Source organism: Sporosarcina sp. FSL K6-2383 (assembly GCF_038618305.1).
Taxonomy (GTDB): Bacteria; Bacillota; Bacilli; order Bacillales_A; family Planococcaceae; genus Sporosarcina.
The window spans coordinates 2,353,147-2,376,900 of the sequence record NZ_CP152017.1 but is presented as its reverse complement, the minus strand read 5'-3'; the positions used below and the strand labels follow the sequence as shown (position 1 = coordinate 2,376,900).

The following is a 23,754-nucleotide window of genomic DNA, read 5'->3' as shown; positions in this document are numbered from 1 at the left end:
AGTATACCTAGGTTTTAAGACAGAAAAAACCCCAAATGGGGTCACTTTTTTAAAAGTGTCTACCATTTGGGGTTCAGTTCAATTTGGGAAGTTGGATGTTTTTTATTTCATATAATTAGTTATGTGAACATAGGATAAGGCAATGGGGGGAACGCCGGATGGAATTAAGTGATTTATTACGTGTCGCCGGTATCGGGCTAGTCATCGGTTTACTACATGTTTTTTTCGAACAGACCGGCAAAAAGGAATTCTCCTATTTCCTTTTTTTTATAGCCTATATTTATATTACTGCAGAAATGCTACGTTTTCTTAAAATTTTCTTTACGGAAATCATGGAATTTTTCCAATGGTTGTCGATGTCAGTGTAATGTTCATTTTAATTCAAACGATTGCTGTCTTTCTGATACTTCTAGTCATCGCATTTGCCGTCCCTACATTGAACCCACTATTGTATGTAGCCATCTTTCTCTTTTATTTGCTGTATGTCCTGAGTACCATTATTTTTCCGTTTGGTCGAACATTTTCAGTTATTTTCGAAGCGTTACCAGACCCATTTGCAAAGTTATTGATTGGCAGCGCTATTTTGTTTTATGTGTCCGAGCTGATAGCCCAGCATATCACGGATGCGGGTTACGGCTCACTTGCGGCACTAACTCACTTTGTTGTAAAAATTTCTATTCTAACATTATGGATCAACCAAACAACGAGACTCATTGAAATTCTATCAACACTCATTACAAAATGATCGGACGGGCATCTATGATTTCCTTTATTGAAACGATACTCGGAACTGTGCTCTCAAGCTTCGTCATCGTCATCATCGCAACATTAATGGCTTTGTTAGTTGATTTTCTATTTCCCTCCTTCACAAAATGGACGAGAATGATGATGATTTTCCTTGTCATTGCTATTGTTTTGCAGCCTGCATTTGAACATTTAGCCCTCATTCGAGATATTGCCTATTCCATTTCTATGATGTTCATTTCGGTCTATCCGATTTTAACGGCAAGTATGATCGCTGCAGGTGGAGCTTTCAGTATGCTTAATTTTCAGCCTGCTATGCTGTTGTTTGCCAATGGAGCTGTTGTGCTCGCGGAAAGTGTCCTCATTCCTCTATTAACCGCGGCCTTGATTTTTGATTTAGTTACAAGAATATTGCCGGCTGTGCCGTTTTCCAAAATGGCGGATTTAATTCGGACAACTCTCCTTGGTGCTGTTTCTGCGATTGTTGCCGCATACTCCATCTTCATCACTGTTGGAGGCACAATGACTTGGGCGCTAGCAGGATTTGCTAGTGAACCGATTAAGGAATTAATCCGCCAAAATGTTCCGCTTATCGGCTCGTTTATGACGGATAGCATGGGTGCGATGGGGCGCTATTCATCGGGCGTTAGTGTCTTTGCGGGTGGATGGTTTATTTCGACCATTTGGACAGTAGCACTTATCCCTTCGATTAAAACGCTGTTGACGGCTTTTTTTTACAGATGGACCGCCGCGCTCATCGAACCATTTGCTAATGAAGACATAACAGGAATTTTAGATGATATCGGCAAAACTTTATTCGTGTTATGTGCTGTGTCCTTTTTAATTGCTTTTGCCTTTATTTATACAGCGCTGTTTTCAATCATTCTTATCAAATTAATGACGACAATGAAATGAGGTGCGGCAATGTCATCTTTTTAACAGGTGTTTTACTCATTACTTTGCTGTCCTCGACAATTGTGTTGTTATTTCCGAAAGAAACAGAAGAAGAATTCTTGCCGATTATTAAGCTAGCGATGGGTATTTGGCTAATTCGATCAATCCTCATATTTCTTGGTCATAGTCTCTCGTGAAACTGCATAAAATGAATCATTGATGACAGGTCCTATAACTAGCTCAATGAATGGAAATGGTGATGATATGCAAACAACAACTAGGAAAGTCCATCCAATCCTTCTCGGGGCAATCGTTATTCTAATCATCATTTTCATCACTTCCAGTCTGGGAAGTATCGGGGGGGAGAAGAGGAAGAAGGAGGAGAGCCGGGAATTTCTGGAACTGGAGCAAGCCTTGATGAAAGTAGAAGGGATTGGACAGGTAATGCTGTATTTTCATTATGAAGATAGAGAGCCTACTAATGTACTCGCCAACTACTTCACAGCCTCAACAGCAACAACGACAAAAGGGAATGACCTGCAAGGTGTTCTTGTCGTTGCGGAAGGTGCTAAAGACTATAAAGTTCAAAATGAACTCTACAAAATTTTGACTGCTGTCCTTCAGTTGCCCGAACATCGTATCGTCATTGCAGAAATGAATAAAAGGGGGAATACGAATGAGAACGAATAAAAGAACAGTGTGGTTTTTAACTTTGCTAAGTCTGGTAGCCGTTATCTCCATCTATACAATGAGGGAGAAGACAATGTCCTTTGATGGTATCACACTTTTCACTAATGAAAAGTCGAATGACTCCCCGTCGTTAACGGAGAAATTGAATGATGCTGATAAAACGGCTCCTGTCTTTGCGGAGCGTTATATATTCGAAGATATGCGGATGGAGGTGCGCGATGTACGCAGTAAACTGGCGGAACAATTGACGACGAAAGTTGGAACTCCAGACACTACTGCTGCTGAAAAAAGTGCTGCACTCGACGAAATGGCAGAGATGACAAAGCGTACTTCTGATGAAACACTGATGGAATTGCAAATTGTAGCGCTTGGTTATCCAGAAGTATTCGTGCATCGGGAAGACAATGGGGTAAAAATAACGGTCATGGCAATGGAAGGGCAGTCGAAAACATTGGCAGATGAAATTATCAGACATGTCAAAACGAGCTGGTCCGATGCCGGAACCGTCCAAGTTGTATTCACTGGAGGTACAGAGGAATGAAAAATGAGAGAAAAAGCCCTGAAATGAGGGGCTTTTTTCTGTTTTTATGTTGATTTCAATAACAAATCATCATTATCTATTTCAATATGGAGTGAAAACGTCTAAAATAGAGAAGAACGTTATTATAATCTAGTCAGGGGAATCGGTCATGTTAAAAATTCAAGAAATTCGTGAAATTATTAAATTAATCGATCAGTCATCAATCGAAAAATTTACATTTGAATCAAATGGGGAAAAAATCAAATTAGAAAAAGGGAATGGACAGTCAGTCGTTACACCAGCGGTCGTTGCGGCACCCATTCTTCAACAAGAAGTACCTGTCGCACAGGCAGTTACAGTAGAAGCAGTTGTTGCACCTGTGCAAGAAGCACCTGTAGCGACTTCACAAGTGGAAGATCCTTCTTTACACAAAGTGATTTCTCCAATGGTTGGTACATTTTACGCGTCATCTTCACCAGATGAGGCTGCTTATGTACAAAATGGCGATAAAGTAAAACCAGACTCCATTGTCTGTATCGTCGAAGCGATGAAACTTTTCAATGAAATTGAAGCGGAAGTTTCTGGGGAAATCGTGGAGATTCTCGTAAAAGACGGTCAACTCGTTGAATACGGACAACCTCTCTTCCTTGTAAAATCAAATTGAGGAGGACGGCTAACATGAAAAAAGTATTAATTGCTAACCGGGGTGAAATTGCAGTTCGTATTATTCGAGCGTGTAAAGAACTCGGTATCAAAACAGTTGCAGTCTATTCTGAAGCAGATCGTGAAGCACTTCACGTCGAATTGGCGGATGAAGCCTATTGCATCGGTCCGAAGCTATCGAAGGACAGCTATCTGAACTTTTCTAATATCATCAGCATCGCTAAATTAACGGGTTGTGAAGGAATTCATCCCGGCTACGGTTTTCTAGCAGAGAACGCGAGTTTTGCGGAGCTTTGTGAAGAAGTGAATATTGAATTTATTGGCCCGACTGCGGATGCCATTTCACGCATGGGAACGAAGGACGTTGCCCGTGAAACGATGCGGCATGCAGGTGTACCAATCGTTCCCGGTTCAACAGGCATCGTAGCCGACGAGCACGAAGCACTTAGCATTGCACAAGAAATTGGTTTTCCGGTCATCATTAAAGCAACAGCTGGTGGTGGAGGAAAAGGGATTCGTGTTGCAAGGGATGAGGAAGAGTTAAAAAGCGGCATCAAAATTACGCAAAAGGAAGCCGCAGCAGCATTCGGTAATCCAGGAGTCTATCTTGAGAAATTCATTGAAGTATTCCGTCACGTGGAAGTGCAAGTATTGGCTGATAAATTCGGCAATACAATCCATTTAGGTGAGCGTGATTGTTCGATTCAACGCAGAATGCAAAAACTCGTAGAAGAAGCACCGTCGCCAGCTATAACGCCTGAACTTCGTCAAGCAATGGGAGAAGCGGCTGTCAAAGCGGCTGAAGCTGTTCAGTATCGCGGTGCGGGAACTGTTGAATTTATTTTTGACCATATTAATCAAAAGTTCTACTTCATGGAGATGAATACGCGTATCCAGGTTGAGCATACGATTACTGAAATGATTACAGGTATTGATTTAGTCCAACAGCAATTGAAAATCGCGGCAGGTGAAACACTTACTCATCGCCAGAAAGATATTAATATTAATGGTTGGGCGATCGAATGCCGCATCAACGCGGAAAACCCTTCGAAAAACTTTATGCCTTCTCCAGGGAAGGTAACGATGTATATTCCACCAGGTGGCTTTGGTGTGCGGGTCGATTCAGCTATGTATACAGGTTATTCTATCCCTCCGTATTATGACTCAATGGTGGCAAAACTAATTGTTCATGCGGATACAAGGGAAGAAGCTGTCGCAAGGATGAAGCGCGCACTCGATGAGTTTATTATTGAAGGTGTCGACACAACGGTTCCTTTCCATTTAAGATTAATGGATGATGCAGTCTTTAAGTCTGGGGATTTCGATACAAAGTTTCTGGAAAAATACTCAATTATGAACTAACAGAGAGGAGAATCGGAATGCCTGAAAAGACAAATCCATCATTCGTCGGGATGGCCCCGTCGGGTGATGTCGAGCTTGGACGCGTCCAACTAGCTCCAGAAGTTCTTGAAGTGATTATTGGTATTGCAACAACAGAAGTAAAAGGTGTTGCGAACACAAGGGGCAATTTTGCTACTGGCGTTGCGGAGAAATTCGGCAAAGTGGTACATGGGAAAGGTGTCAAAACAGAGTGGTCTGAAGAAGGCTTAACGATTGACGTCTATTGTGTCGTTGACTATGGCTACTCTGTACCAACCGTCGCAACCGAAATACAAAAGCAAATTCGACATGCGGTTTTCCATATGACTTCACTTGAAACAAAAGAAGTGAATGTACACATAACGGGAATTCAGCCCGAAGCGGCAACGGAAACGGTATGATCTAGAAAGCATCGTCCTAATCGGATGATGCTTTTCAGCTTGTCTTACTGTATCCGGGCACCCGGTTTTATGCTATGATAATGCCTTAGAGATACAGTAGTGGAGGAGAACATTTATGAAACGAAGAGAAGCAAGGGAAAAAGCAGTTCAAACTCTTTTTCAACTTGATAATACGGAACTAACAATTGAAGAAGCAATCACGTATATTGTCGATGAGCCGGGCAATCAGTTTTACGAGCAGCTTGTGCGTGGCACGATGCAGCATCAGGCAACAATCGATCAGACACTGGTGGAGAAATTAGAGCATTGGTCATTGGATCGATTGCCTAAAATTGAGCGCACGGTTTTACGACTTGCCGTCTACGAGCTATTGTTCAATGAAGAAGTACCGCACCGAGTTGTGTTGAATGAAGCGATTGAGCTTTGTAAAACGTTTGGCGATGAAAAATCAGGTCGTTTTGTCAATGGTGTGCTATCGAAATTCGAGGAAAAATAATCGACGTCGTTTGGAGGAGCAAATATGACAGGAACAATAATTGATGGTATTGCTATCGGTAAAGAAATTAGAGAAGAAATCAAAGAAAGAGTTACTGTGTTAAAAGACAAAGGGTGCCAACCAGGTCTTGCAGTCATTCTTGTCGGCGATAACCAGGCTTCTCGTACATATGTAAAAAATAAGCAAAAATCTACTTTAGAAGTAGGCATGAAATCCGAACTGATAGAGCTCCCAGCAACTATAACGGAAGAAGAATTATTGGGCTATGTTACAAAATTGAATAACGACGACTCCATCAATGGCATTCTTGTACAACTCCCGCTTCCAGAACATATTGATGAAAACCTTGTTATTCGTGCCATTGACCCTACGAAAGACGTTGATGGATTCCATCCGGAAAACGTTGGTAAAATGATTATTGGTCAGCAGGCTTATTTGTCTTGCACGCCATATGGCATCATTAAGCTCCTAGAACGGACGGGGACAGAAATTAGTGGTAAACACGCTGTTATCGTAGGTCGAAGCAATATTGTTGGTAAGCCGATGGGACAATTATTGTTACAACGTGATGCTACTGTCACTTATTGTCATTCCAAAACAAAAGACTTAGCTTCTTTTACAAAACAGGCAGATATATTAATCGTAGCTATTGGTAAAACAAAATTTATTACAGGTGACGATATTAAAGAAGGCGCTGTTGTCATTGATGTCGGCATGAATCGTGATGAAAATGGAAAACTATGCGGTGACGTCGATTTTACATCCGCAAAAGAAGTAGCTTCTGCTATTACACCTGTACCAGGTGGAGTAGGTCCAATGACCATTACGATGTTATTGAAAAATACATTGCAAAGTGCAGAACAAGCTTGCACACGAGAAAACTGCTAACAATCACTATAAAATAATGAACGGACGCTGTTTTTCATCAGAAAGACAGCGTTTCTATACGTCGGAAATCGGGAGGTGGGACTGTTGACTGGTAGCCCCTACTTATCTGTACAAGCCTTATCTAAATATATCAAACGTAAATTTGATGCAGATCCCCATTTACGCAATGTCTTCGTCAAAGGGGAGCTGTCGAATGTCAAAAGTCATCCGAGTGGTCATATTTATTTCACTTTAAAGGATGATAAAAGTCGGATCCAATCAGCGATGTTCCGCTCAAGTGCTGCACAGCTGAAATTCAAACCTGAAAATGGTATGAATGTACTGATAACAGGTGATGTAACGGTTTACGAAACGACTGGAAATTATCAATTATACGTTCAGTCCATGCAGCCAGATGGCGTTGGAGCTTTATACTTAGCCTTTCAACAATTGAAGGAGAGCCTCGGAGCAGAAGGCTTATTCGATGCGCGTTGGAAAAGTCCACTTCCTGCATTCCCACAAAAAGTCGGTGTCGTAACGGCACAGTCGGGTGCAGCTATTCAAGATATTTGTTCAACGATTGAAAGGCGTTATCCACTTGCTGAAATCGTCTTATTTCCCGCGATCGTCCAAGGCGCACAAGCTGCGCCCTCCATCGTCCAATCTATTGCGCAGGCCGAAGCACATGGTTCCATCGACGTCCTCATTGTAGGTCGTGGCGGTGGTTCCATCGAGGATTTATGGGCGTTTAATGAAGAAACGGTTGCGCGCGCAATTTTTTCCTGTCGTATTCCGATTATTAGTGCAGTTGGCCATGAAACGGACACGACAATCGCTGATTTTGTATCGGATAGAAGAGCGCCAACTCCAACTGCAGCTGCTGAAATGGCGGTGCCAGCTCGAGATGAGTTGTTTGAAAGATTACTTGACCGAAAACGTACCCTTTATAATGCCTTATCCAATCAAATTAAAAGAGAACGTCAACGCTTGACGACTTTACAAACGTCCTATCCACTGCAATTTCCTGAACGACTGTACCGTCCGTTCACCGAAAAACTCATTAGTTTTGAGGGAAGATTATTGCGTAGTAGTCAAGATGTTACAAGGCGCAGAGCTTTCGAACTTCAAAGACTTAGTGGGATGCTATTCACCTTTTCACCGGAAAAACGTGTAAAGGAAGAGTATCGCACTGTGACGATATTGACAGAACGTCTGACGAGGGCGGTTCAACAAGATGTTCGCATCCGAAGTGAGCGTTTTCAAGCATCTATTCGTATGTTACAGGCTCTCAATCCGCTGCAAGTGATGGAGCGCGGTTATTCAATTGTTTATCAAGATGGAGTTGTAGCTAATTCGGTTAACTCTTTAGAAGTGGGAGCCAATATTCACATAAAGCTACAGGATGGAACAGCGGAAGCAGTCGTCCAAACGATTACAACGAATGATGGGGAGGAAAGTTAAGTGGGGAAAGAGCCAATCCGCTTTGAAGAAGCGATGCAACAATTAGAAGAAATCGTCCAAAAGTTAGAAACAGGGGATGTCCCACTAGAGGACGCCATTACCTTATACAAGCAAGGGATGGAGTTGTCAGGCTATTGTCATGGGAAATTACAGGATGCGGAGAAACAACTGATTACTATAATTGATGAGGATGGTAAGTCATCTCCGTTTGATCCAACAAAAGGTGAGGATTCACATGCATAAAAAACTACAAAATTTTATATCGAATAATCAGCCTGCTATTGAAAATCAATTGAATCAACTACTTGAGACCCTAAATGTGTCTGAGACGTTGAAATCTTCAATGTCCTACTCGGTCAGTGCCGGTGGAAAACGTATCCGACCCCTACTCGTTCTTGCCGCGGTTGAAGATTTAGGCGTTAAATCGATTGATGCCTTAACGGTAGCTTGTGCTGTTGAATTGATTCACACGTATTCGCTTATACATGATGATCTACCCTGTATGGATGACGATGATTACAGGCGCGGTAAATTAACGAATCATAAAGTCTACGGTGAAGCGGTAGCCGTTCTCGCGGGCGATGCATTGCAGACATTGGCATTTGAGGCATTAACAACATTGCAAGAAACGTCACCTAAGGATGCATTACAGCTTGTCAAAATGCTAGCAAGAGCTGCGGGTGCTGCGGGCATGGTTGGTGGTCAAATGCTAGACGTTGAAGGGGAAAATAAGTCATTGTCATTGATGGAAATGGAAACTGTTCATGTTAATAAAACAGGTGCATTGTTATCCTTTTGTATCGAGGCAGGCGCTGTCCTCGCAGGGATTGAATTGGAAAAGGCGGCAAACTTAAAGGCTTTCGCTTGGAATATTGGACTTGCTTTCCAAATTCAAGATGATATTCTCGATATTACGTCTACGACCGAAGCACTTGGCAAGACTGCGGGTAGTGATATTAGCAGTGATAAATCGACGTATCCATCATTACTAGGTCTTGAGGGAGCTAGAAAACGCCTTTCCGAGCATCATCATCTTGCAGAAGAAGCGCTTGGATTTCTTGAAAAAGATGAGCCACTTCTTAAGTTGTTCGCTGATTATATTGTTAATCGGCAGTCTTAAGGGAACGAAAAATTGTACGAATCGTCCTTTTTGATATAAAGTACTAAACATAGCGGCAACCAGTAGTAAACAATTTATGAAGGTGTGTGATAGTGATGGGTCTTACTGAAATTACCAGTCCATCTTTTATAAAAAAGCTTAATAAGAGCCAAATGACAGAGCTTGCAGAAGACATTCGGGAATTTTTGATTGAGAAGTTATCAGTAACGGGTGGTCATATCGGGCCGAATTTAGGTGTTGTGGAGTTAACGATTATGCTTCACCGATTATTCGATAGTCCGGCTGATAAAATTCTTTGGGATGTTGGGCATCAGGCATACGTCCATAAAATTTTGACAGGACGTGCGAGCGAATTTGATTCGCTTAGACAATTCAAAGGTCTCTGCGGCTTCCCGAAAATGAATGAAAGTGAGCATGATGTCTGGGAAACCGGTCATAGCTCAACATCATTATCAGCAGCGATGGGGATGGCAGCGGCGCGGGATGTCAAGGGTGACAACAACTACGTGATACCTGTCATCGGAGATGGTGCGCTAACAGGTGGTATGGCGCTTGAAGCACTGAATCATATTGGTCATAAAAAAACAAATATGATTGTTATTTTAAACGACAACGAGATGTCGATTGCGCCAAATGTCGGTGCTCTTCATACGATATTGGGGAAACTTAGAACGGCAGGCAAGTACAATAATGCCAAAGACGAACTTGAATATATTTTGAAAAAAATCCCGGCAGTCGGAGGCAAAGTAGCGGCAGCGGCAGAACGTGTTAAGGATAGCCTAAAGTATTTACTCGTTTCAGGTATCTTCTTTGAAGAGTTAGGCTTTACATACTTGGGGCCAGTAGATGGACATGATTTCAATGAGCTAGAGCGTCAGCTCCAGTATGCAAAGAAAGTGGATGGTCCTGTTTTGCTTCATGTCATTACGAAAAAAGGGAAAGGCTACAGTCCTGCTGAAGACGATAAGATTGGAACTTGGCATGGCACGGGTCCGTATAAGATTGAAACGGGTGATTTCGTTAAATCTGTATCCGTTGCACCTTCTTGGAGTGGCTTGGTAGCAGAAACCGTGCGGACTATCGCGCGTGAGGATCGACGTATAGTTGCGATTACACCGGCAATGCCAGTTGGTTCTAAACTCGAATCATTTGCAACAGAATTTCCAGATCGTTTCTTCGATGTCGGGATAGCCGAACAACATGCGACGACGATGGCAGCTGGACTTGCTACTCAAGGTATGAAGCCATTTTTAGCGATTTATTCGACATTTCTACAACGTGCATACGATCAAATGCTCCATGACATTGCAAGGCAGAACTTGAATGTCTTTATAGGGATTGATCGTGCGGGTCTTGTAGGTGCCGATGGTGAAACGCATCAAGGGGTCTTTGATATTGCCTTCTTAAGACATATGCCGAATTTGGTCATTATGATGCCGAAAGACGAAAATGAAGGACAGCATATGGTGAAAACTGCGATTGAATATAACGGTGGTCCGATTGCGATGCGTTATCCGAGAGGGAATGGTCTTGGTGTCCGAATGGACGAAACACTACAACCTATCCCAATTGGTTCATGGGAAGTCCTTCGAGCTGGAGACGATGCTGCCATTTTAACATTTGGTACGACAATTCCGATGGCTTTGCAGGCAGCTGAAACGTTGGCATCACAAGGGATTCATGTGAGAGTAGTCAATGCTCGATTTATCAAGCCGTTAGATCACCAGATGTTAGACCAACTCTTTGCAATGGGCATACCGATCATGACAGTTGAAGAAGCAGTCCTTGCAGGTGGTTTTGGTAGTGCAGTCATAGAATATGCACATGATACAGGTAAGAAAGATATTCCGATTCGACGAATGGGTATTCCTGATCAGTTTATTGAACACGGCAATGTAGATGAGTTGTTGGCGGAAATTGGTATGACAGCAGATCATCTTGCTGATAATGTAAAAACGTTTGTTGAAGAGTTTGCAGTGAAGAGGGAACAAGTATGACAAATCGAATACCGAAAGAGCGGGTCGATGTCTTGCTCGTTACACGCGGGCTTGTTGAAACGCGAGAACATGCTAAACGATCAATAATGGCAGGTATCGTCTTTTCTGCAGAAACAAGACTCGTTAAGCCCGGAGAAAAAATTCCGGTAGATGCACCCCTTATTGTCAAAGGCTCCACATTGAAATATGTCAGCCGAGGCGGATTGAAGCTAGAGAAAGCATTGGAACAGTTCGAAGTCGATGTCAAAGGTAAAATCGTACTTGATATCGGGTCATCTACGGGTGGTTTTACAGATTGTGCATTGCAGAATGGTGCGGTGCATGGCTATGCACTAGACGTTGGTTACAATCAATTAGCTTGGAAAATACGCCAAGATCCACGTGTAACGGTGATGGAAAGAACGAATTTCAGGCATGCGACACCAGATTTGTTTACCGAAGGTGTCCCGCAATTTGCGACCATTGATGTGTCGTTCATTTCATTAACACTTATTTTACCTGCATTGAAAGGTATCATTGCGCAAGGCGGAGATGTCATTGCGCTGGTGAAGCCACAGTTTGAAGCTGGTAAAGGTAAAGTCGGTAAAAAAGGAGTCGTCCGTGAAAGGTCTGTTCATTTCGACGTATTGAAAAAAATTGCAGATGCATCGATTCAAGAAGGATTTAGTCTGCGTGGTCTGTCATTTTCACCTGTTACAGGAGGAGAGGGGAATATTGAATTCCTCTTTCATCTAACGGCTGAGGATAATCCAACGACTCTTTTTGATGACGATTCGTATAACAAGCTGATTGATGAAGCCTACAAGAAATTGCAATAGCGCGCATTCATTTGCGCGTTTTTTCGTCTAGACTCCGGGCGCCAGATACTCGGGTCATAAGCCATATTGGCTACGAGGCAAAAACCGCCTCTTCGCCAATCCGTCTTATGCCTGTCGCATCTGAGCAGGCGCCCTCCGCTTTTGGTTCTTGTTGTGTGAAATATTCGATGGTACAGTATAAAAATAAGACAACATTAGTGTGTATGGGAGCGATAGGTATGAACAAAGGGCATAGACATATTCGGATTCGTGATATTATTTCTAATTTTGAAGTAGAAACACAGGACCAGCTTGTTGATAGTTTAAAAGAAGCGGGAGTAGCTGTGACACAAGCGACTGTGTCACGAGATATTAAAGAGATGCATCTTATTAAAGTACCGTTACCAGATGGTCGTTATAAATACAGTTTACCTGCCGTACATAGTCATAATACGGAGCAAAAGCTCAACCGTATGTTAACAGATGCATTTGTTAGCATTGACGGAGCTGGACATTTCATCATATTGAAAACGCTTCCTGGAAACGCTCAAGCCGTCGGATCCCTTATTGATCATTTAGGGTGGGATGAGATGCTTGGAACAATCTGCGGTGATGATACATGTCTTATTATTTGCCGAGATGACTCTTTGACGATGCTTGTCAAAGAAAAATTACTTGCCATGCTTTGAGAGAGGTGACTGACATTGTTGAGTGAAATTTCCATTAAAAATTTTGCGATTATTGAAAGCCTCGACATAACCTTTGAAGATGGGCTGACTGTCTTAACGGGAGAAACAGGTGCGGGGAAATCGATTATTATTGACGCTGTTCAGCTACTGGCAGGAGGTAGAGGATCACACGAGTTTATCCGTCATGGTGCGGTCAAGGCAGAGCTAGAAGGACTGTTTACCATTGCGGAGTCGGCACATCCAGTCATTGATAAATTAGCGGAGCTCGGTATTGATGTGGAAGATGGTAACATCATCTTGCGACGCGATTTAAGTGCCAATGGTAAATCGGTCTGTCGTGTCAATGGTAAGCTTGTCACCATTGCCGTTTTAAGAGAAATCGGTTCCCAGCTAATCGATATTCACGGGCAACATGAGAATCAGGAGCTTATGTATGAAAGAAGTCATATTCACCTATTGAATCATTTTGCAGGTGACGAGTTAGCACGTGCGACTGACAATTATTCCGATCTCTACGAACGGTATCGAAAGTTGAAGCGTAAGCTTGAAACGGCTAATGAAAACGAACAGCAAGTAGCTCAGCGTATCGATTTGTATTCATTCCAGTTGAAAGAAATTAATGCAGCTGCACTTGTCATCGGTGAAGAGGATGAACTAGAAGCAGAAAAGCAAAAGTTGCAAAATTTTAACCGTTTATATGAGCGTTTAAATACAGCCTATCTATCCATTAGCGGAGATACGCATGCACTTGATTGGGTTGGCTCAGCTATGAGTGATATTGAAGATGCAGCTTCTGTCGACAAAACATTGATTCCACATGCAGAAACCGTTGCGACAAGCTTTTATTCGTTACAGGATACTGCACATGAACTCAAAAGCATACTGGATAATATGGAATTCGATCCGAATAGGCTTGAAGCAGTGGAGGATCGGCTTGCCCTCCAAATTTCACTGAAAAGGAAATACGGCAAAACGATTGAGGATATTTTGTTGTATCGTGATAAAATTGCAGATGATCTGGAAAATTTAATAGGACGAGATGAACGATTAGCTGAACAACAGGAAAAAATGGTGCAATTATTACAGGACTTAGAAGTGGAAGCGGCTGAGTTATCCATTATCCGCCATGAGGTATCTAGCCGGTTGCAACAAGCAATTATGGAGCAACTGCAACAGTTACATATGAAAAAAGCATCATTTAAAGTAGAAATCACACGTAAGGCAGCGGGTGTTTTTGATGCGAACGGTTACGACGATGTGAGATTCCTCATTTCAACAAACGTTGGAGAACCTTTGAAACCGCTCGTTAAAGTAGCATCTGGCGGAGAGCTTTCACGAATTACATTAGCATTAAAGACGATTTTTTCCAAACACCAAGGAATTACTTCGCTTATTTTTGACGAAGTCGATACAGGTGTGAGTGGTAGAGTAGCACAAGCCATCGCAGAAAAAATTGCAATGATTGCAATGCATTCACAAGTTTTATGTATTTCCCACTTACCACAAGTTGCGGCAATGGCTGATCATCATTGTCTCATTAAAAAAGAAGTGGAAGACGACAGAACCCGAACAGCTATCCATGATGTCATTGAATCGGAAAGAACCCAAGAGCTTTCAAGAATGTTGTCTGGTGCTGAAATTACACCACTTACATTAAAACATGCAGAAGAATTACTAACCTTAGCAGAAGAACGAAAAAAAACATTTCGATGAACGGAAAAAGTGCATATCCTATTATGCGCTTTTTTCGTGTTTAAGTAACGACGCTTTTCATTATTTCATGATTTACCCTTTCATAACATCCCTCAGAACGGACATACCAATAGTATCTTATTACGGGGAGGTGAAGTATGGGATGGAGTAGACAGTTTAAGTTGGCCGTGTCGTTTTCCGTACTGTTGCTTGTTATGCCGTTCAATACCAATGCCGCATTTGCACAAGGCGGTTCCCTCATTCCAATGGGACATTCCATCGGCATTCAGATGGAGCTATCAGGTGTATTCATAACAAATGATGTCATGATTAGCAAAGATCATTGGTTGAAGGCGGGCGACTTAATTGAGCAAGTTGATGATGTTGCAATTGGCACGTTAACGGATTTCGAAACAGCATTGTCTAGTCGACGAAGCAAAAATGAAATCGCATTGCACATTCTTCGAAACGGAGAGAAAAGCCAAATCCGAGCAGATGGTGAAGCAATGAAACGTCTCCTTCCATTCCTGAAAGATCGGACGGAAGGGACAGGTACCCTAACGTATGTAGATCCAGATAATGGGACCTATGGTGCGCTCGGTCATCAGATTATCGACAGTGCATTAAAATCACCACCTTCTTTTGAAACGGGAGCCATTTATCTTTCAGAAATTGGACAGATAAAAAAAAGTGTTCCTGGCGTTCCAGGTTATAAAATTTCAACCATTGTTGAAGATGAAGACTTTTTAGGGACTATTCAAACGAATGGTGTGTATGGCATTTTCGGAGCGTGGAATAGTGCTCATAAGAAAGTGTTAGCCGAACCACTTGAGATTATGCATCCCGAACAAGTTAAAGAAGACGTGGCAGAAATTTTCACAACGATTAAAGGGACTGAAGTTCAATCATTTATGATTCGAATAACAGAAGTGGAACAGGACCAGTTTCATTTTGTGTTGACGGATCCAAAATTATTAGCTGCAACAGGCGGTATTCTACAAGGAATGAGCGGTAGCCCGGTTATCCAGAACGGCAAATTTGTTGGTGCTGTCACTCATATGTTTGTCGATGATCCAGAAAAAGGTGCTGGTCTTTTTCTAGAGACGATGCGAAGTGGAGAGAAATAAAAATCGGGGTGCATTGTTAGACACTGAAAAAAGGCCAACTTGCAATTATGAGTTGGTCCTTTTTTTTTGCCGTGGTAAACTAAATATAAATGATTCGACAAAAGAATAGAAAAGAATGGAATTCGTCGAAATATAGGGAAACCATATGTCTGAGGATTCATTTTTCATTTTAAAAAAAGGGTTGTCTTATTATTTGTCGAAAATTTCCTTTATGCAATATAAAAGAAGATTGCTGCTTTTTCGAAAAATTATTACGAGACGTACAGGAGGGAAATGGGAATGGAGAAACTGAAAATAGCGATTGCTGACGATAACAAGGAATTAGTGAAAACGATGGTGACATATTTTGAAAAGCATCCTGAGATAGACGTTGTCTGGACTGCAAATAACGGAAAAGTCTGTCTGGCAATGCTGGAAGAAAAAAGACCAGATGTGCTGTTACTAGACATTATTATGCCTCATCTTGATGGAATTGCCGTGCTGGAAACATTAAGCGCCAACGCCCAAACGTCAGATTTGCATATCATTATGCTAACTGCGTTTGGACAGGAAGACGTGATGACGCAAGCGGCTAGCCTCGGAGCTTCTTATTTCATGCTGAAACCATTTGAATTCGAACGACTCACCAATCAAATTTTCCAAGTAGCAGGCACAAGAAAACCAATTATTCCTATTTCCAAGCCAGAGGTAGAATACGTGTCAGGAAAAGTTAGTCAAAAAGTACTTGATACGACAATCACATCTATTATAAAAGAAATTGGCGTGCCTGCACATATTAAGGGCTATGCTTTTCTTCGTGAAGCCATTCAAATGGTTTACACTGATGTCGAATTGCTAGGCGCTGTCACGAAAGTACTCTATCCAGAGATTGCGAAAAAATACAATACGACATCTTCCCGAGTGGAGCGTGCCATTCGCCATGCAATTGAGGTTGCGTGGAACCGAGGTAATTACGACGTTATTTCTAAAATGTTTGGCTACACCGTGCATCACTTGAAAAGTAAACCTACCAACTCAGAATTCATCGCAATGATTGCAGATAAAATTCGACTGGAACATATGGCAAGTTAAGTATTGAAATGATGGGTTTTAGTAATCATGGTAATTACATGGTGTTAGATTAGCGATAAACTAACAGTATGAAACAATAATTAACTAGATAGAAGAGCCTAAAGATTAGACACTTTCACATTTATTGAATGTACTACTAATTCAAGGAATGGGGAAGTGTCTTGTTCTCTTCGGATCGAATAATTAAATGATTACGAGTATGAGTAGAAATTATTCTCTGAAAGTAGGACTTCTTTTGTATAAAGAAAAAATTATTACCCTAACCAAAAGTTCTGAAATGTATTATAATAGAGATAGAGAGAAAGGGTGGAATGTCATTGTTGATTCAAAATGATTATTTTGACTTAGAATTGAAAGATGATAATTTGGTTGTACATTTGAAAAAAAGTGGTTTTCCACTAAAGTCATTCGATGCTATTACAAAACAGTATCCACGATTGAAAATATCCTCATTTGTTGTGTTAAGGAAAGCGCTTACAGAGTCAGAAGGGGAATATGTTATTGGTAGTTGGCTTCCTGATTTTGAGTTGTTCATTACGACAGACAAGATGAAAGCCCAAATCATTTTCAATATGACTATGGAGGAATTTGAAAACAACAAACATGCTATTTTAGAGCAAATTGAAAAACAACTCGATAAAGAAGGAGTTGTCTTTGGTAGACTTCCGCTTCACGACATATTTTTCAAGCAAGGCGAACCACTGACTGCTGCGATTGGAAGGCAACCTGAACAAGGTGCTGATGCCATGATTACCTATTTGGAAATCCCGGATCGGAAACCAGTTATTCGTGAAGACGGATCGGCCGACTACTATGAGATGAACTTTGTAACGGCAGTAGATGAAGGGGATTGGATTGGTGAAAAGGTTCCTCCTCAAAATGGAATTGCCGGTAAAGATATTTTTGGTAATGTCTTGGGAGCGTTAAAAGGGAATGATGGTAAGCTGTCTTATGATCGAAAATCGATAAGTGAAGAACAAGAAAAAGGGAAAGTTGTACTTCGTGCGATACATGGTGGAGCTTTAGAATATATAAATGGTGTGATTAGTATCGGCAAGCGACTGGTAATAAATGGTGACGTAGGTCCTGAAACAGGGAATATTACGTTTGATGGAGCTGTTTCCATTTATGGAACTATACTTGCAGGATATTCTGTAAAAGCAACGGGTGATATTTCAATCGAAGGAAATGAAGGCGTTACAAACGCAAAGGAAATTCAATCATCAGAAGGCGATATTTATATCAAAGGTGGCGTTTTTGGTGGGGGCGTGACAATTGTAGAGGCAAAAGGTGATATTTTTATAAAACATGCAAATAATTGTAAGCTATATGCAACAGTTGTTAATGTCGGCCTTTATTTATTTGGAACAGACGTCATCGCTGACCGTGTGCTTGTTGATAAAAATAGAGGGAAAATTATCGGTGGACATATTGAAGTAATGTTCCGTATCGAATGTGCCTATGCAGGTAATAATCATGAGCGCATGACGTTACTTCATGCGAAGGGGATTAACAAGGATGGACTTTATAAGGAAATCCAAGAAATGGCGCAGGATTTGAAGGATCGTCAAAGCGTTTTAAGTAGAATGGAGGAACACTCTGCCCAGTTTGCAAAGGTAGCGGCAGGCTCAAGGGGACCGCAAGCTGAAGCATTTAAGAAAACAACAGAAACAATTGAAACAAATCGACAAGCCGTTCAAGAACTTGATAAAGAGATTCAAGTACGTCTACAACTTATTAAACAGGCAGTTCCGGCACAAATCGAAGTAACAAGAGAGGCTTATCCAGGTGCAGTTATTCAAATTGGACTGCGCTCGACGACATTACATGACTCAAGAAAAGGTGTCTTTGAAGTCGTTGATGGCGTTTTGAATGTCTAAACCTACCATATTTGCACACCGAGGTGCCTCGGCTGTACAATTTGAGAATACGATGAGAGCATTCGAGAAAGCGCTTGATCAAGGGGCGGATGGCATTGAGCTCGATGTCCAAGTGACTGAGGATGGTGTGCCTATCGTAATTCATGATGCCGACTTGGTGAGACTTGCGGGCGTACGGCAAATGATTGCCTCATTGACGAGTGCAGAAATAGCCAACATTCGAGTTGGTAAAAAATATATGCGCCTCGTGAACGGTCATCGCATCCCTACGCTACTAGGGGCTGTAGCATTTTGTGAGCGGCATCATTTGGCACTCAATGTTGAATTGAAGGAAACTGTTTCACAGCGTCCAGAATTTGTTGAGAAAATTGTCGGCAGTGTATCATATTTGGATCATATTCATATATCCTCTTTTGATTATCATCTACTTGAGAAAGTAAAAGAAGTAAACGCAAGTATGGAAACGGGCTATCTTCTGCGCAAAAACAGTGTAGATTGGGATGTGCTTGAACAATATTTGTCGGCAGATGGTTTTCATATACACAAAAAGTTATTGAGAGAACCCTATTTGCAAAGCCTCATTCGAACAGGAAAGAAAATTCGTGTCTATGGGATGACGGGAAAAGAGGCAATTGTGGCTTCATCTCCATCTTATATAGCTGGTTGGATAACTGACTTTCCAGACCGATTCAGAGGGAGTAAAGAATAGAAAAGGACTACAACACGTCCATCGTGTCGTAGTCCTTTTCTTATTTTTTGGCAAATCGTCCTTGTACGCGTCCATTTTTACGATCCCGTCGTAAGAGAAAGCCAGCAAAAAATGCAAGCCCAGCAGCACAGAAGAGCAGGCCAACGACAAATTGTAGCCAAATGAACGGGAACGGTTTGAATAATATACCAAAAATCGAATCCCGCATTAGCTTTATACCACCAGCCGCAAAAAGACCGGGGATGAGTAGAACGATAAAAGCAGCAAAACGTGCCATCAATCACAACTCCTTAACTATTTTTAATTTTACCTTGTCATATTTTATTGTCAAGAAGAGAGCAATCGTGTATGATTAGTTTGTAATTGCAAAAGATTGCATGATTTAAAAGAGGAGAATGAATACCCTTGCAAAATGTTCTCATTGTCGGGGCGGGGACAGGCGGAACTATAATTCTGGACCTTCTCCAAAACTTAGAATTCATGAATGTTAGAGCAATCATCGATACTGATGAACAAGCACCAGGAATTATTCAAGCAAAAAAACAAGGCATTGCGCACGGAACAGAATGGAGATCTTATCTGACTGATGATTTGCATATCATTTTCGATGTAACCGGAAACAAAGCAGAATTTGTTGAATTGTTGAAAGTGCGGCCTCCCCAAACAGTGTTGATACCTGGCTCTGTTGCTAATCTTCTTGTCAATCTTCTTGAAGAGAATGGGACGTACATTAAGCAAGTTCATGCAGAAATGCATAAGCAACGTATGATCTTTGATTCCATTGAAGAGGGAATGATCGGCATCAATGAAGATGGCACTATCAACTTTTTCAATAAAAGTGCATCTCGAATGGTTGGTTTTTCAAACGACAGAGCAATTGGCAGACCTATTACAGAAGTGATCCCGCTAACTAAGCTACCTAGAGTATTCCAAACAGGTAGTGCAGAGCTGAATCAGGAGCTCATTCTAGCAAATGGTATGAAAATTGTTACATCACGCTACCCTCTTTTAAATAACGAAGGCAAAAGAGTTGGAGCTTTCGCTGTATTTAAAGACATTACAGAAGTCGTTACACTTGCAGAAGAAATTACGGATCTCAACAAAGTCAAAACGATGCTAGAAGCGATTATCCATTCCAGTGATGATGCTATTTCAGTCGTTGACAATCAGGGGAACGGAATTCTTGTGAATCCCGCTTACACTCGAATCACAGGTTTAACTGAAGATGAAATCATTGGTAAACCTGCGAATGCAGATATCAATGAGGGCGAAAGTATCCATATGAAAGTTCTTCAGACGCGTAAGCCTGTCCGTGGTGTCAATATGCGTATAGGTGAGAATAATCGTGAAGTTGTTGTCAATGTTGCACCGATTATCGTTGATCAACAAGTTAAAGGCAGCGTCGGAGTCATTCATGATATTACCGAAATGCGTAGGCTGATGAAGGAGCTTGATCGGGCACGAACGATTATTCGTAAACTAGAGGCAACGTACACTTTTGAAGATATCTTTGGCGGTTCATCGGATATTGAGATTTCAATTGAGCAGGCTAAGCTTGCAGCGAAGTCAGATGTACCTGTCCTTTTGAGGGGAGAAACGGGAACGGGTAAGGAATTGTTTGCACATGCAATTCATAGTGGTAGCAAGCGATGTTTTCATAAATTCATTCGTGTCAATTGTGCAACGATGAATCCCGTTACATTCGAGTCCGAATTATTCGGACAAGAGGTGGCAGCGGAAAAAGAACAGGGCCTTTTTAAAGAGTCAAATGGGGGAACATTATTTTTGGATGAAGTTGCAGATCTTCCACTTGCTGTGCAAAAAAGATTACTGACCTATTTAGTGGGGGCGAAGAGTGGTGAAAGTACTAATGCTGCGTCTGTCCGCCTCATTACAGCAACGTCAAAAAATCTGGAAAAAGCAATGCACGAAGGGTCATTCAATGAAGAATTGTATTATATTCTTAACCGAATTTCCATTCAAATTGTACCATTGAGGTCCCGAACTAAAGATATCCCATTCATTGTTGAACATTTACTTGTCAAACTCAATCAAGAATTCGGTATGAACATTAAAACGATGACTGATGAGGCATTGGAACGGCTTCAGCAATATGACTGGCCGGGAAATGTACGAGAGCTTGAAAATGTACTGAGTCGAACGATGATTTTTATGGAACCAGGGGAAGCAGTTATTGGCTTAGATGAAGTTGCTAAATCATTTTTATCACGAGAGGATAAGGATGGGGAATCGTTTCTTCCAGAGAAAAGCTCACTCGCTTCGATTATGGATGACTACGAGAAGACAATACTTGAAACAGCGCTTCGTGAAAATGGTGGTAATAAATCTCTAACTGCAAATAGGCTAGGTATTTCACTCCGTTCGTTGTACTATAAGCTTGAAAAGTTCAGTCTTGTCTAAAACTACTCAAGTAAAGGAGATGATGTAATGGTCTTACTCGATTCACTCATTACCAAAGCTACAGCGAAGAAAGATCCAATAGTTTCTGTTGCATCAGCAGCAGATTTGGAAGTACTTGAGGCGGTTAACCTTGCCATTACAAAAGGAATCGCAACATTTTTATTGTTTGATAATGAAAAACATTTACAGGAATTGCTTACAACGAATTTCCCACATTTGCTAGCGCATGATAAGGTAAGCATCCATCATGCAGAAGATGATTTCCAAGCATCCATGCTTGCGGTGAAAGCGGTTTCAAGCGGACGGGCTGATGTTGTCATGAAAGGGAATGTGGCAACATCCATTATCTTGAAGGCTGTCCTGAATGGCGACTATGGATTACGGTCAGGAAAAATATTATCACATGTCGCCGCATTTGAAGTAGCTGGCTATGATCGTCTGCTATTTGTAACAGATGCGGCGATGAATATCGCGCCGGACCTTGAAGCGAAAGCACAAATCATTCGCAATGCAGTCGCGACTGCACATGCATGTGGTGTCGCGGAGCCGATTGTTGCACCACTCGCAGCGGTTGAGACAGTAAACCCTGCAATGGAACCAACGACAGATGCTGCATCGCTTGTCATTATGAATAAGCGCGGACAAATTACGGGCTGTATTGTTGATGGACCACTTGCGCTCGATAACGCTGTTTCTGAACAGGCTGCTGCACAAAAAGGCATCATCGGCAACACCGCCGGAAAAGCAGATATTCTCGTCGTACCAAACATCGAAGCTGGTAATATTTTGTATAAATCACTCATGTATTTTGCAGGTGCAAAAGTCGGTGCCATTATCCAAGGTGCTAGAGCACCTATTGTTCTCACTTCAAGAGCAGACAGTGCAGAAAGTAAGCTCTACTCATTAGCACTAGCAATACTTGCAATAAAATAATAAAAGACCCCTAGGAGGAATTACACAATGGAAATTTTTAAATATATGGAGAGTCATGATTACGAACAATTAGTTATTTGCCAAGATAAAACATCAGGTTTGAAAGCGATAATCGCTATTCATGACACAACACTTGGACCAGCACTTGGTGGAACACGTATGTGGACATATGCGAGTGAAGAAGAAGCAATTGAAGATGCACTGCGTCTAGCACGAGGTATGACATACAAAAACGCAGCTGCAGGTTTAAATCTTGGCGGCGGGAAAACTGTAATCATCGGCAATCCAAAAACAGATAAAAACGATGAAATGTTCCGTGCATTCGGACGTTTTATTGAAGGCTTGAATGGTCGTTATATCACTGCAGAAGATGTGGGAACAACAGAAGAAGATATGGATTTAATTCACCTTGAAACGAATTATGTAACAGGTACTTCAGCGGGTGGCAACTCAGGTTCTTCAGGTAACCCTTCGCCTGTAACAGCTTACGGCATTTATCATGGTATGAAAGCAGCAGCGAAAGAAGCATTCGGTACTGATTCACTGAAGGATAAAGTAGTAGCTGTTCAAGGTGTTGGAAATGTTGCCTATGCACTTTGTGAGTACTTGCATGAAGAAGGAGCGAAGCTAATCGTCACGGATATTAACGAAGAGGCGGTTCAGCGTGTTGTCGATGCATTCGGTGCAACAGCAGTTGGCATTAATGATATTTACTCACAAGAAGCAGATATTTTTGCACCATGTGCACTCGGCGCGATTATTAATGACGATACGATTCCACAATTTAAGTTTAAAGTAATTGCAGGATCAGCCAACAACCAATTGAAAGAACCAAAACACGGTGATAAAATCCACGAAATGGGTATCGTCTATGCACCAGACTACGTTATCAACTCAGGTGGAGTCATCAACGTTGCAGATGAGCTGATTGGCTATAACCGTGAACGCGCATTGAAGCGTGTAGAAGGTATATACGGTACAATAGAGAAAATCTTTGCGATTTCAAAACGTGATGGTATTCCAACATATGTAGCAGCGGATCGCCTTGCGGAAGAGCGTATTGCGCGCGTAGCAAAATCACGCAGTCAGTTTTTACAAAATGAAAAAAGTGTATTATCAAAACGATAATTGAACAGGGAGGAATGAAGCTTAATTCCTCCGACTCATAATTGAGGTATAATAAATGATTGAAATGGAAGGAG

Annotated in this window: 26 protein-coding genes; 25 read left to right on the top strand and 1 reads right to left on the bottom strand. The window is 41.6% G+C overall.

What is annotated here, in order from left to right:
* Window positions 1–158 precede the first annotated feature (158 nt).
* The 22 genes from MKZ10_RS11755 to MKZ10_RS11650 all read left to right on the top strand — a co-directional run bounded on the left by MKZ10_RS11755 (window position 159) and on the right by MKZ10_RS11650 (window position 19,198).
* On the top strand, window positions 159–368 hold the full coding sequence (locus MKZ10_RS11755) for a hypothetical protein (protein ID WP_203246941.1): 210 nt from the start codon (window positions 159–161) through the stop codon (window positions 366–368).
* Window positions 347–745, top strand: a complete 399-nt coding sequence (locus tag MKZ10_RS11750; RefSeq protein ID WP_342505141.1) for a hypothetical protein — start codon at window positions 347–349, stop codon at window positions 743–745. The genes MKZ10_RS11755 and MKZ10_RS11750 overlap by 22 nt, the downstream gene beginning before the upstream one ends.
* A gap of 14 nt (window positions 746–759) precedes the next feature.
* A complete protein-coding gene (locus tag MKZ10_RS11745) occupies window positions 760–1,659 on the top strand; it encodes a stage III sporulation protein AE (protein ID WP_342505140.1) in 900 nt (299 codons plus the stop codon).
* Window positions 1,656–1,835: a hypothetical protein gene (locus tag MKZ10_RS11740; RefSeq protein WP_342505139.1), complete on the top strand. Its 180-nt coding sequence runs from the start codon at window positions 1,656–1,658 to the stop codon at window positions 1,833–1,835. Before MKZ10_RS11745 ends, MKZ10_RS11740 begins: the two co-directional genes overlap by 4 nt.
* A gap of 22 nt (window positions 1,836–1,857) precedes the next feature.
* Window positions 1,858–2,328 carry a hypothetical protein gene (locus MKZ10_RS11735; RefSeq protein ID WP_342505138.1) on the top strand — a complete coding sequence of 157 codons (471 nt, stop codon included), beginning with the start codon at window positions 1,858–1,860 and terminating at the stop codon, window positions 2,326–2,328.
* On the top strand, window positions 2,315–2,869 hold the full coding sequence (locus tag MKZ10_RS11730) for a SpoIIIAH-like family protein (RefSeq protein WP_342505137.1): 555 nt from the start codon (window positions 2,315–2,317) through the stop codon (window positions 2,867–2,869). Before MKZ10_RS11735 ends, MKZ10_RS11730 begins: the two co-directional genes overlap by 14 nt.
* A gap of 148 nt (window positions 2,870–3,017) precedes the next feature.
* The gene (accB, locus tag MKZ10_RS11725) at window positions 3,018–3,512 is read left to right on the top strand and encodes an acetyl-CoA carboxylase biotin carboxyl carrier protein (protein ID WP_342505136.1); all 495 of its coding nucleotides are present in this window, start codon (window positions 3,018–3,020) and stop codon (window positions 3,510–3,512) included.
* Between the two features lie 14 nt (window positions 3,513–3,526).
* Window positions 3,527–4,873, top strand: coding sequence for an acetyl-CoA carboxylase biotin carboxylase subunit (gene accC / locus MKZ10_RS11720; protein ID WP_342505135.1), 1,347 nt, complete (start codon window positions 3,527–3,529; stop codon window positions 4,871–4,873).
* A gap of 17 nt (window positions 4,874–4,890) precedes the next feature.
* Entirely contained in the window at window positions 4,891–5,292 is a 402-nt protein-coding gene (locus tag MKZ10_RS11715; protein WP_342505134.1) for an Asp23/Gls24 family envelope stress response protein, read from the top strand.
* A 115-nt stretch (window positions 5,293–5,407) separates the two neighbouring features.
* On the top strand, window positions 5,408–5,788 hold the full coding sequence (nusB, locus tag MKZ10_RS11710; protein ID WP_342505133.1) for a transcription antitermination factor NusB: 381 nt from the start codon (window positions 5,408–5,410) through the stop codon (window positions 5,786–5,788).
* Between the two features lie 24 nt (window positions 5,789–5,812).
* Window positions 5,813–6,676 carry a bifunctional methylenetetrahydrofolate dehydrogenase/methenyltetrahydrofolate cyclohydrolase FolD gene (folD, locus tag MKZ10_RS11705; RefSeq protein WP_342505132.1) on the top strand — a complete coding sequence of 288 codons (864 nt, stop codon included), beginning with the start codon at window positions 5,813–5,815 and terminating at the stop codon, window positions 6,674–6,676.
* A gap of 84 nt (window positions 6,677–6,760) precedes the next feature.
* Entirely contained in the window at window positions 6,761–8,116 is a 1,356-nt protein-coding gene (gene xseA / locus MKZ10_RS11700) for an exodeoxyribonuclease VII large subunit (protein WP_342505131.1), read from the top strand.
* Complete coding sequence (locus MKZ10_RS11695) at window positions 8,117–8,359, top strand: exodeoxyribonuclease VII small subunit (RefSeq protein ID WP_342505130.1); 243 nt, start codon at window positions 8,117–8,119, stop codon at window positions 8,357–8,359.
* Window positions 8,352–9,236, top strand: a complete 885-nt coding sequence (locus MKZ10_RS11690; RefSeq protein ID WP_342505129.1) for a polyprenyl synthetase family protein — start codon at window positions 8,352–8,354, stop codon at window positions 9,234–9,236. The genes MKZ10_RS11695 and MKZ10_RS11690 overlap by 8 nt, the downstream gene beginning before the upstream one ends.
* Window positions 9,237–9,331: 95 nt before the next feature.
* The gene (gene dxs / locus MKZ10_RS11685) at window positions 9,332–11,233 is read left to right on the top strand and encodes a 1-deoxy-D-xylulose-5-phosphate synthase (protein WP_342505128.1); all 1,902 of its coding nucleotides are present in this window, start codon (window positions 9,332–9,334) and stop codon (window positions 11,231–11,233) included.
* The gene (locus MKZ10_RS11680) at window positions 11,230–12,051 is read left to right on the top strand and encodes a TlyA family RNA methyltransferase (RefSeq protein ID WP_342505127.1); all 822 of its coding nucleotides are present in this window, start codon (window positions 11,230–11,232) and stop codon (window positions 12,049–12,051) included. Before dxs ends, MKZ10_RS11680 begins: the two co-directional genes overlap by 4 nt.
* Before the next feature lie 218 nt (window positions 12,052–12,269).
* Window positions 12,270–12,719 carry a transcriptional regulator ArgR gene (gene argR / locus MKZ10_RS11675; protein WP_342505126.1) on the top strand — a complete coding sequence of 150 codons (450 nt, stop codon included), beginning with the start codon at window positions 12,270–12,272 and terminating at the stop codon, window positions 12,717–12,719.
* 15 nt (window positions 12,720–12,734) lie between these two features.
* Window positions 12,735–14,432 (top strand): DNA repair protein RecN, encoded by a 1,698-nt coding sequence (gene recN, locus MKZ10_RS11670; protein ID WP_342505125.1) that lies wholly within the window; start codon window positions 12,735–12,737, stop codon window positions 14,430–14,432.
* A gap of 137 nt (window positions 14,433–14,569) precedes the next feature.
* A complete protein-coding gene (locus MKZ10_RS11665; protein ID WP_342505124.1) occupies window positions 14,570–15,538 on the top strand; it encodes a SpoIVB peptidase S55 domain-containing protein in 969 nt (322 codons plus the stop codon).
* A 279-nt stretch (window positions 15,539–15,817) separates the two neighbouring features.
* Window positions 15,818–16,609 (top strand): sporulation transcription factor Spo0A, encoded by a 792-nt coding sequence (spo0A, locus tag MKZ10_RS11660; RefSeq protein ID WP_342505123.1) that lies wholly within the window; start codon window positions 15,818–15,820, stop codon window positions 16,607–16,609.
* Window positions 16,610–16,926: 317 nt separating this feature from the next.
* Window positions 16,927–18,489, top strand: coding sequence for a FapA family protein (locus tag MKZ10_RS11655; protein WP_342505122.1), 1,563 nt, complete (start codon window positions 16,927–16,929; stop codon window positions 18,487–18,489).
* Window positions 18,482–19,198, top strand: coding sequence for a glycerophosphodiester phosphodiesterase family protein (locus tag MKZ10_RS11650; protein ID WP_342505121.1), 717 nt, complete (start codon window positions 18,482–18,484; stop codon window positions 19,196–19,198). Before MKZ10_RS11655 ends, MKZ10_RS11650 begins: the two co-directional genes overlap by 8 nt.
* A 40-nt stretch (window positions 19,199–19,238) precedes the next feature.
* On the opposite strand, the gene MKZ10_RS11645 is transcribed toward MKZ10_RS11650, so the two are convergent.
* Window positions 19,239–19,475: a DUF2627 domain-containing protein gene (locus MKZ10_RS11645; protein ID WP_342505120.1), complete on the bottom strand. Its 237-nt coding sequence runs from the start codon at window positions 19,473–19,475 to the stop codon at window positions 19,239–19,241.
* 128 nt (window positions 19,476–19,603) lie between these two features.
* Here MKZ10_RS11645 and MKZ10_RS11640 point away from each other — a divergent pair, with 128 nt between their 5' ends.
* From MKZ10_RS11640 to MKZ10_RS11630, 3 genes are read left to right on the top strand one after another with little or no spacing between them, the layout of a single operon-like run.
* Window positions 19,604–21,619 (top strand): sigma 54-interacting transcriptional regulator, encoded by a 2,016-nt coding sequence (locus MKZ10_RS11640; protein ID WP_342505119.1) that lies wholly within the window; start codon window positions 19,604–19,606, stop codon window positions 21,617–21,619.
* Between the two features lie 27 nt (window positions 21,620–21,646).
* Window positions 21,647–22,552, top strand: coding sequence for a phosphate butyryltransferase (gene yqiS, locus MKZ10_RS11635; RefSeq protein WP_342505118.1), 906 nt, complete (start codon window positions 21,647–21,649; stop codon window positions 22,550–22,552).
* Window positions 22,553–22,579: 27 nt separating this feature from the next.
* Window positions 22,580–23,680 (top strand): Glu/Leu/Phe/Val dehydrogenase, encoded by a 1,101-nt coding sequence (locus tag MKZ10_RS11630; RefSeq protein WP_342505117.1) that lies wholly within the window; start codon window positions 22,580–22,582, stop codon window positions 23,678–23,680.
* Window positions 23,681–23,754: the final 74 nt, after the last annotated feature.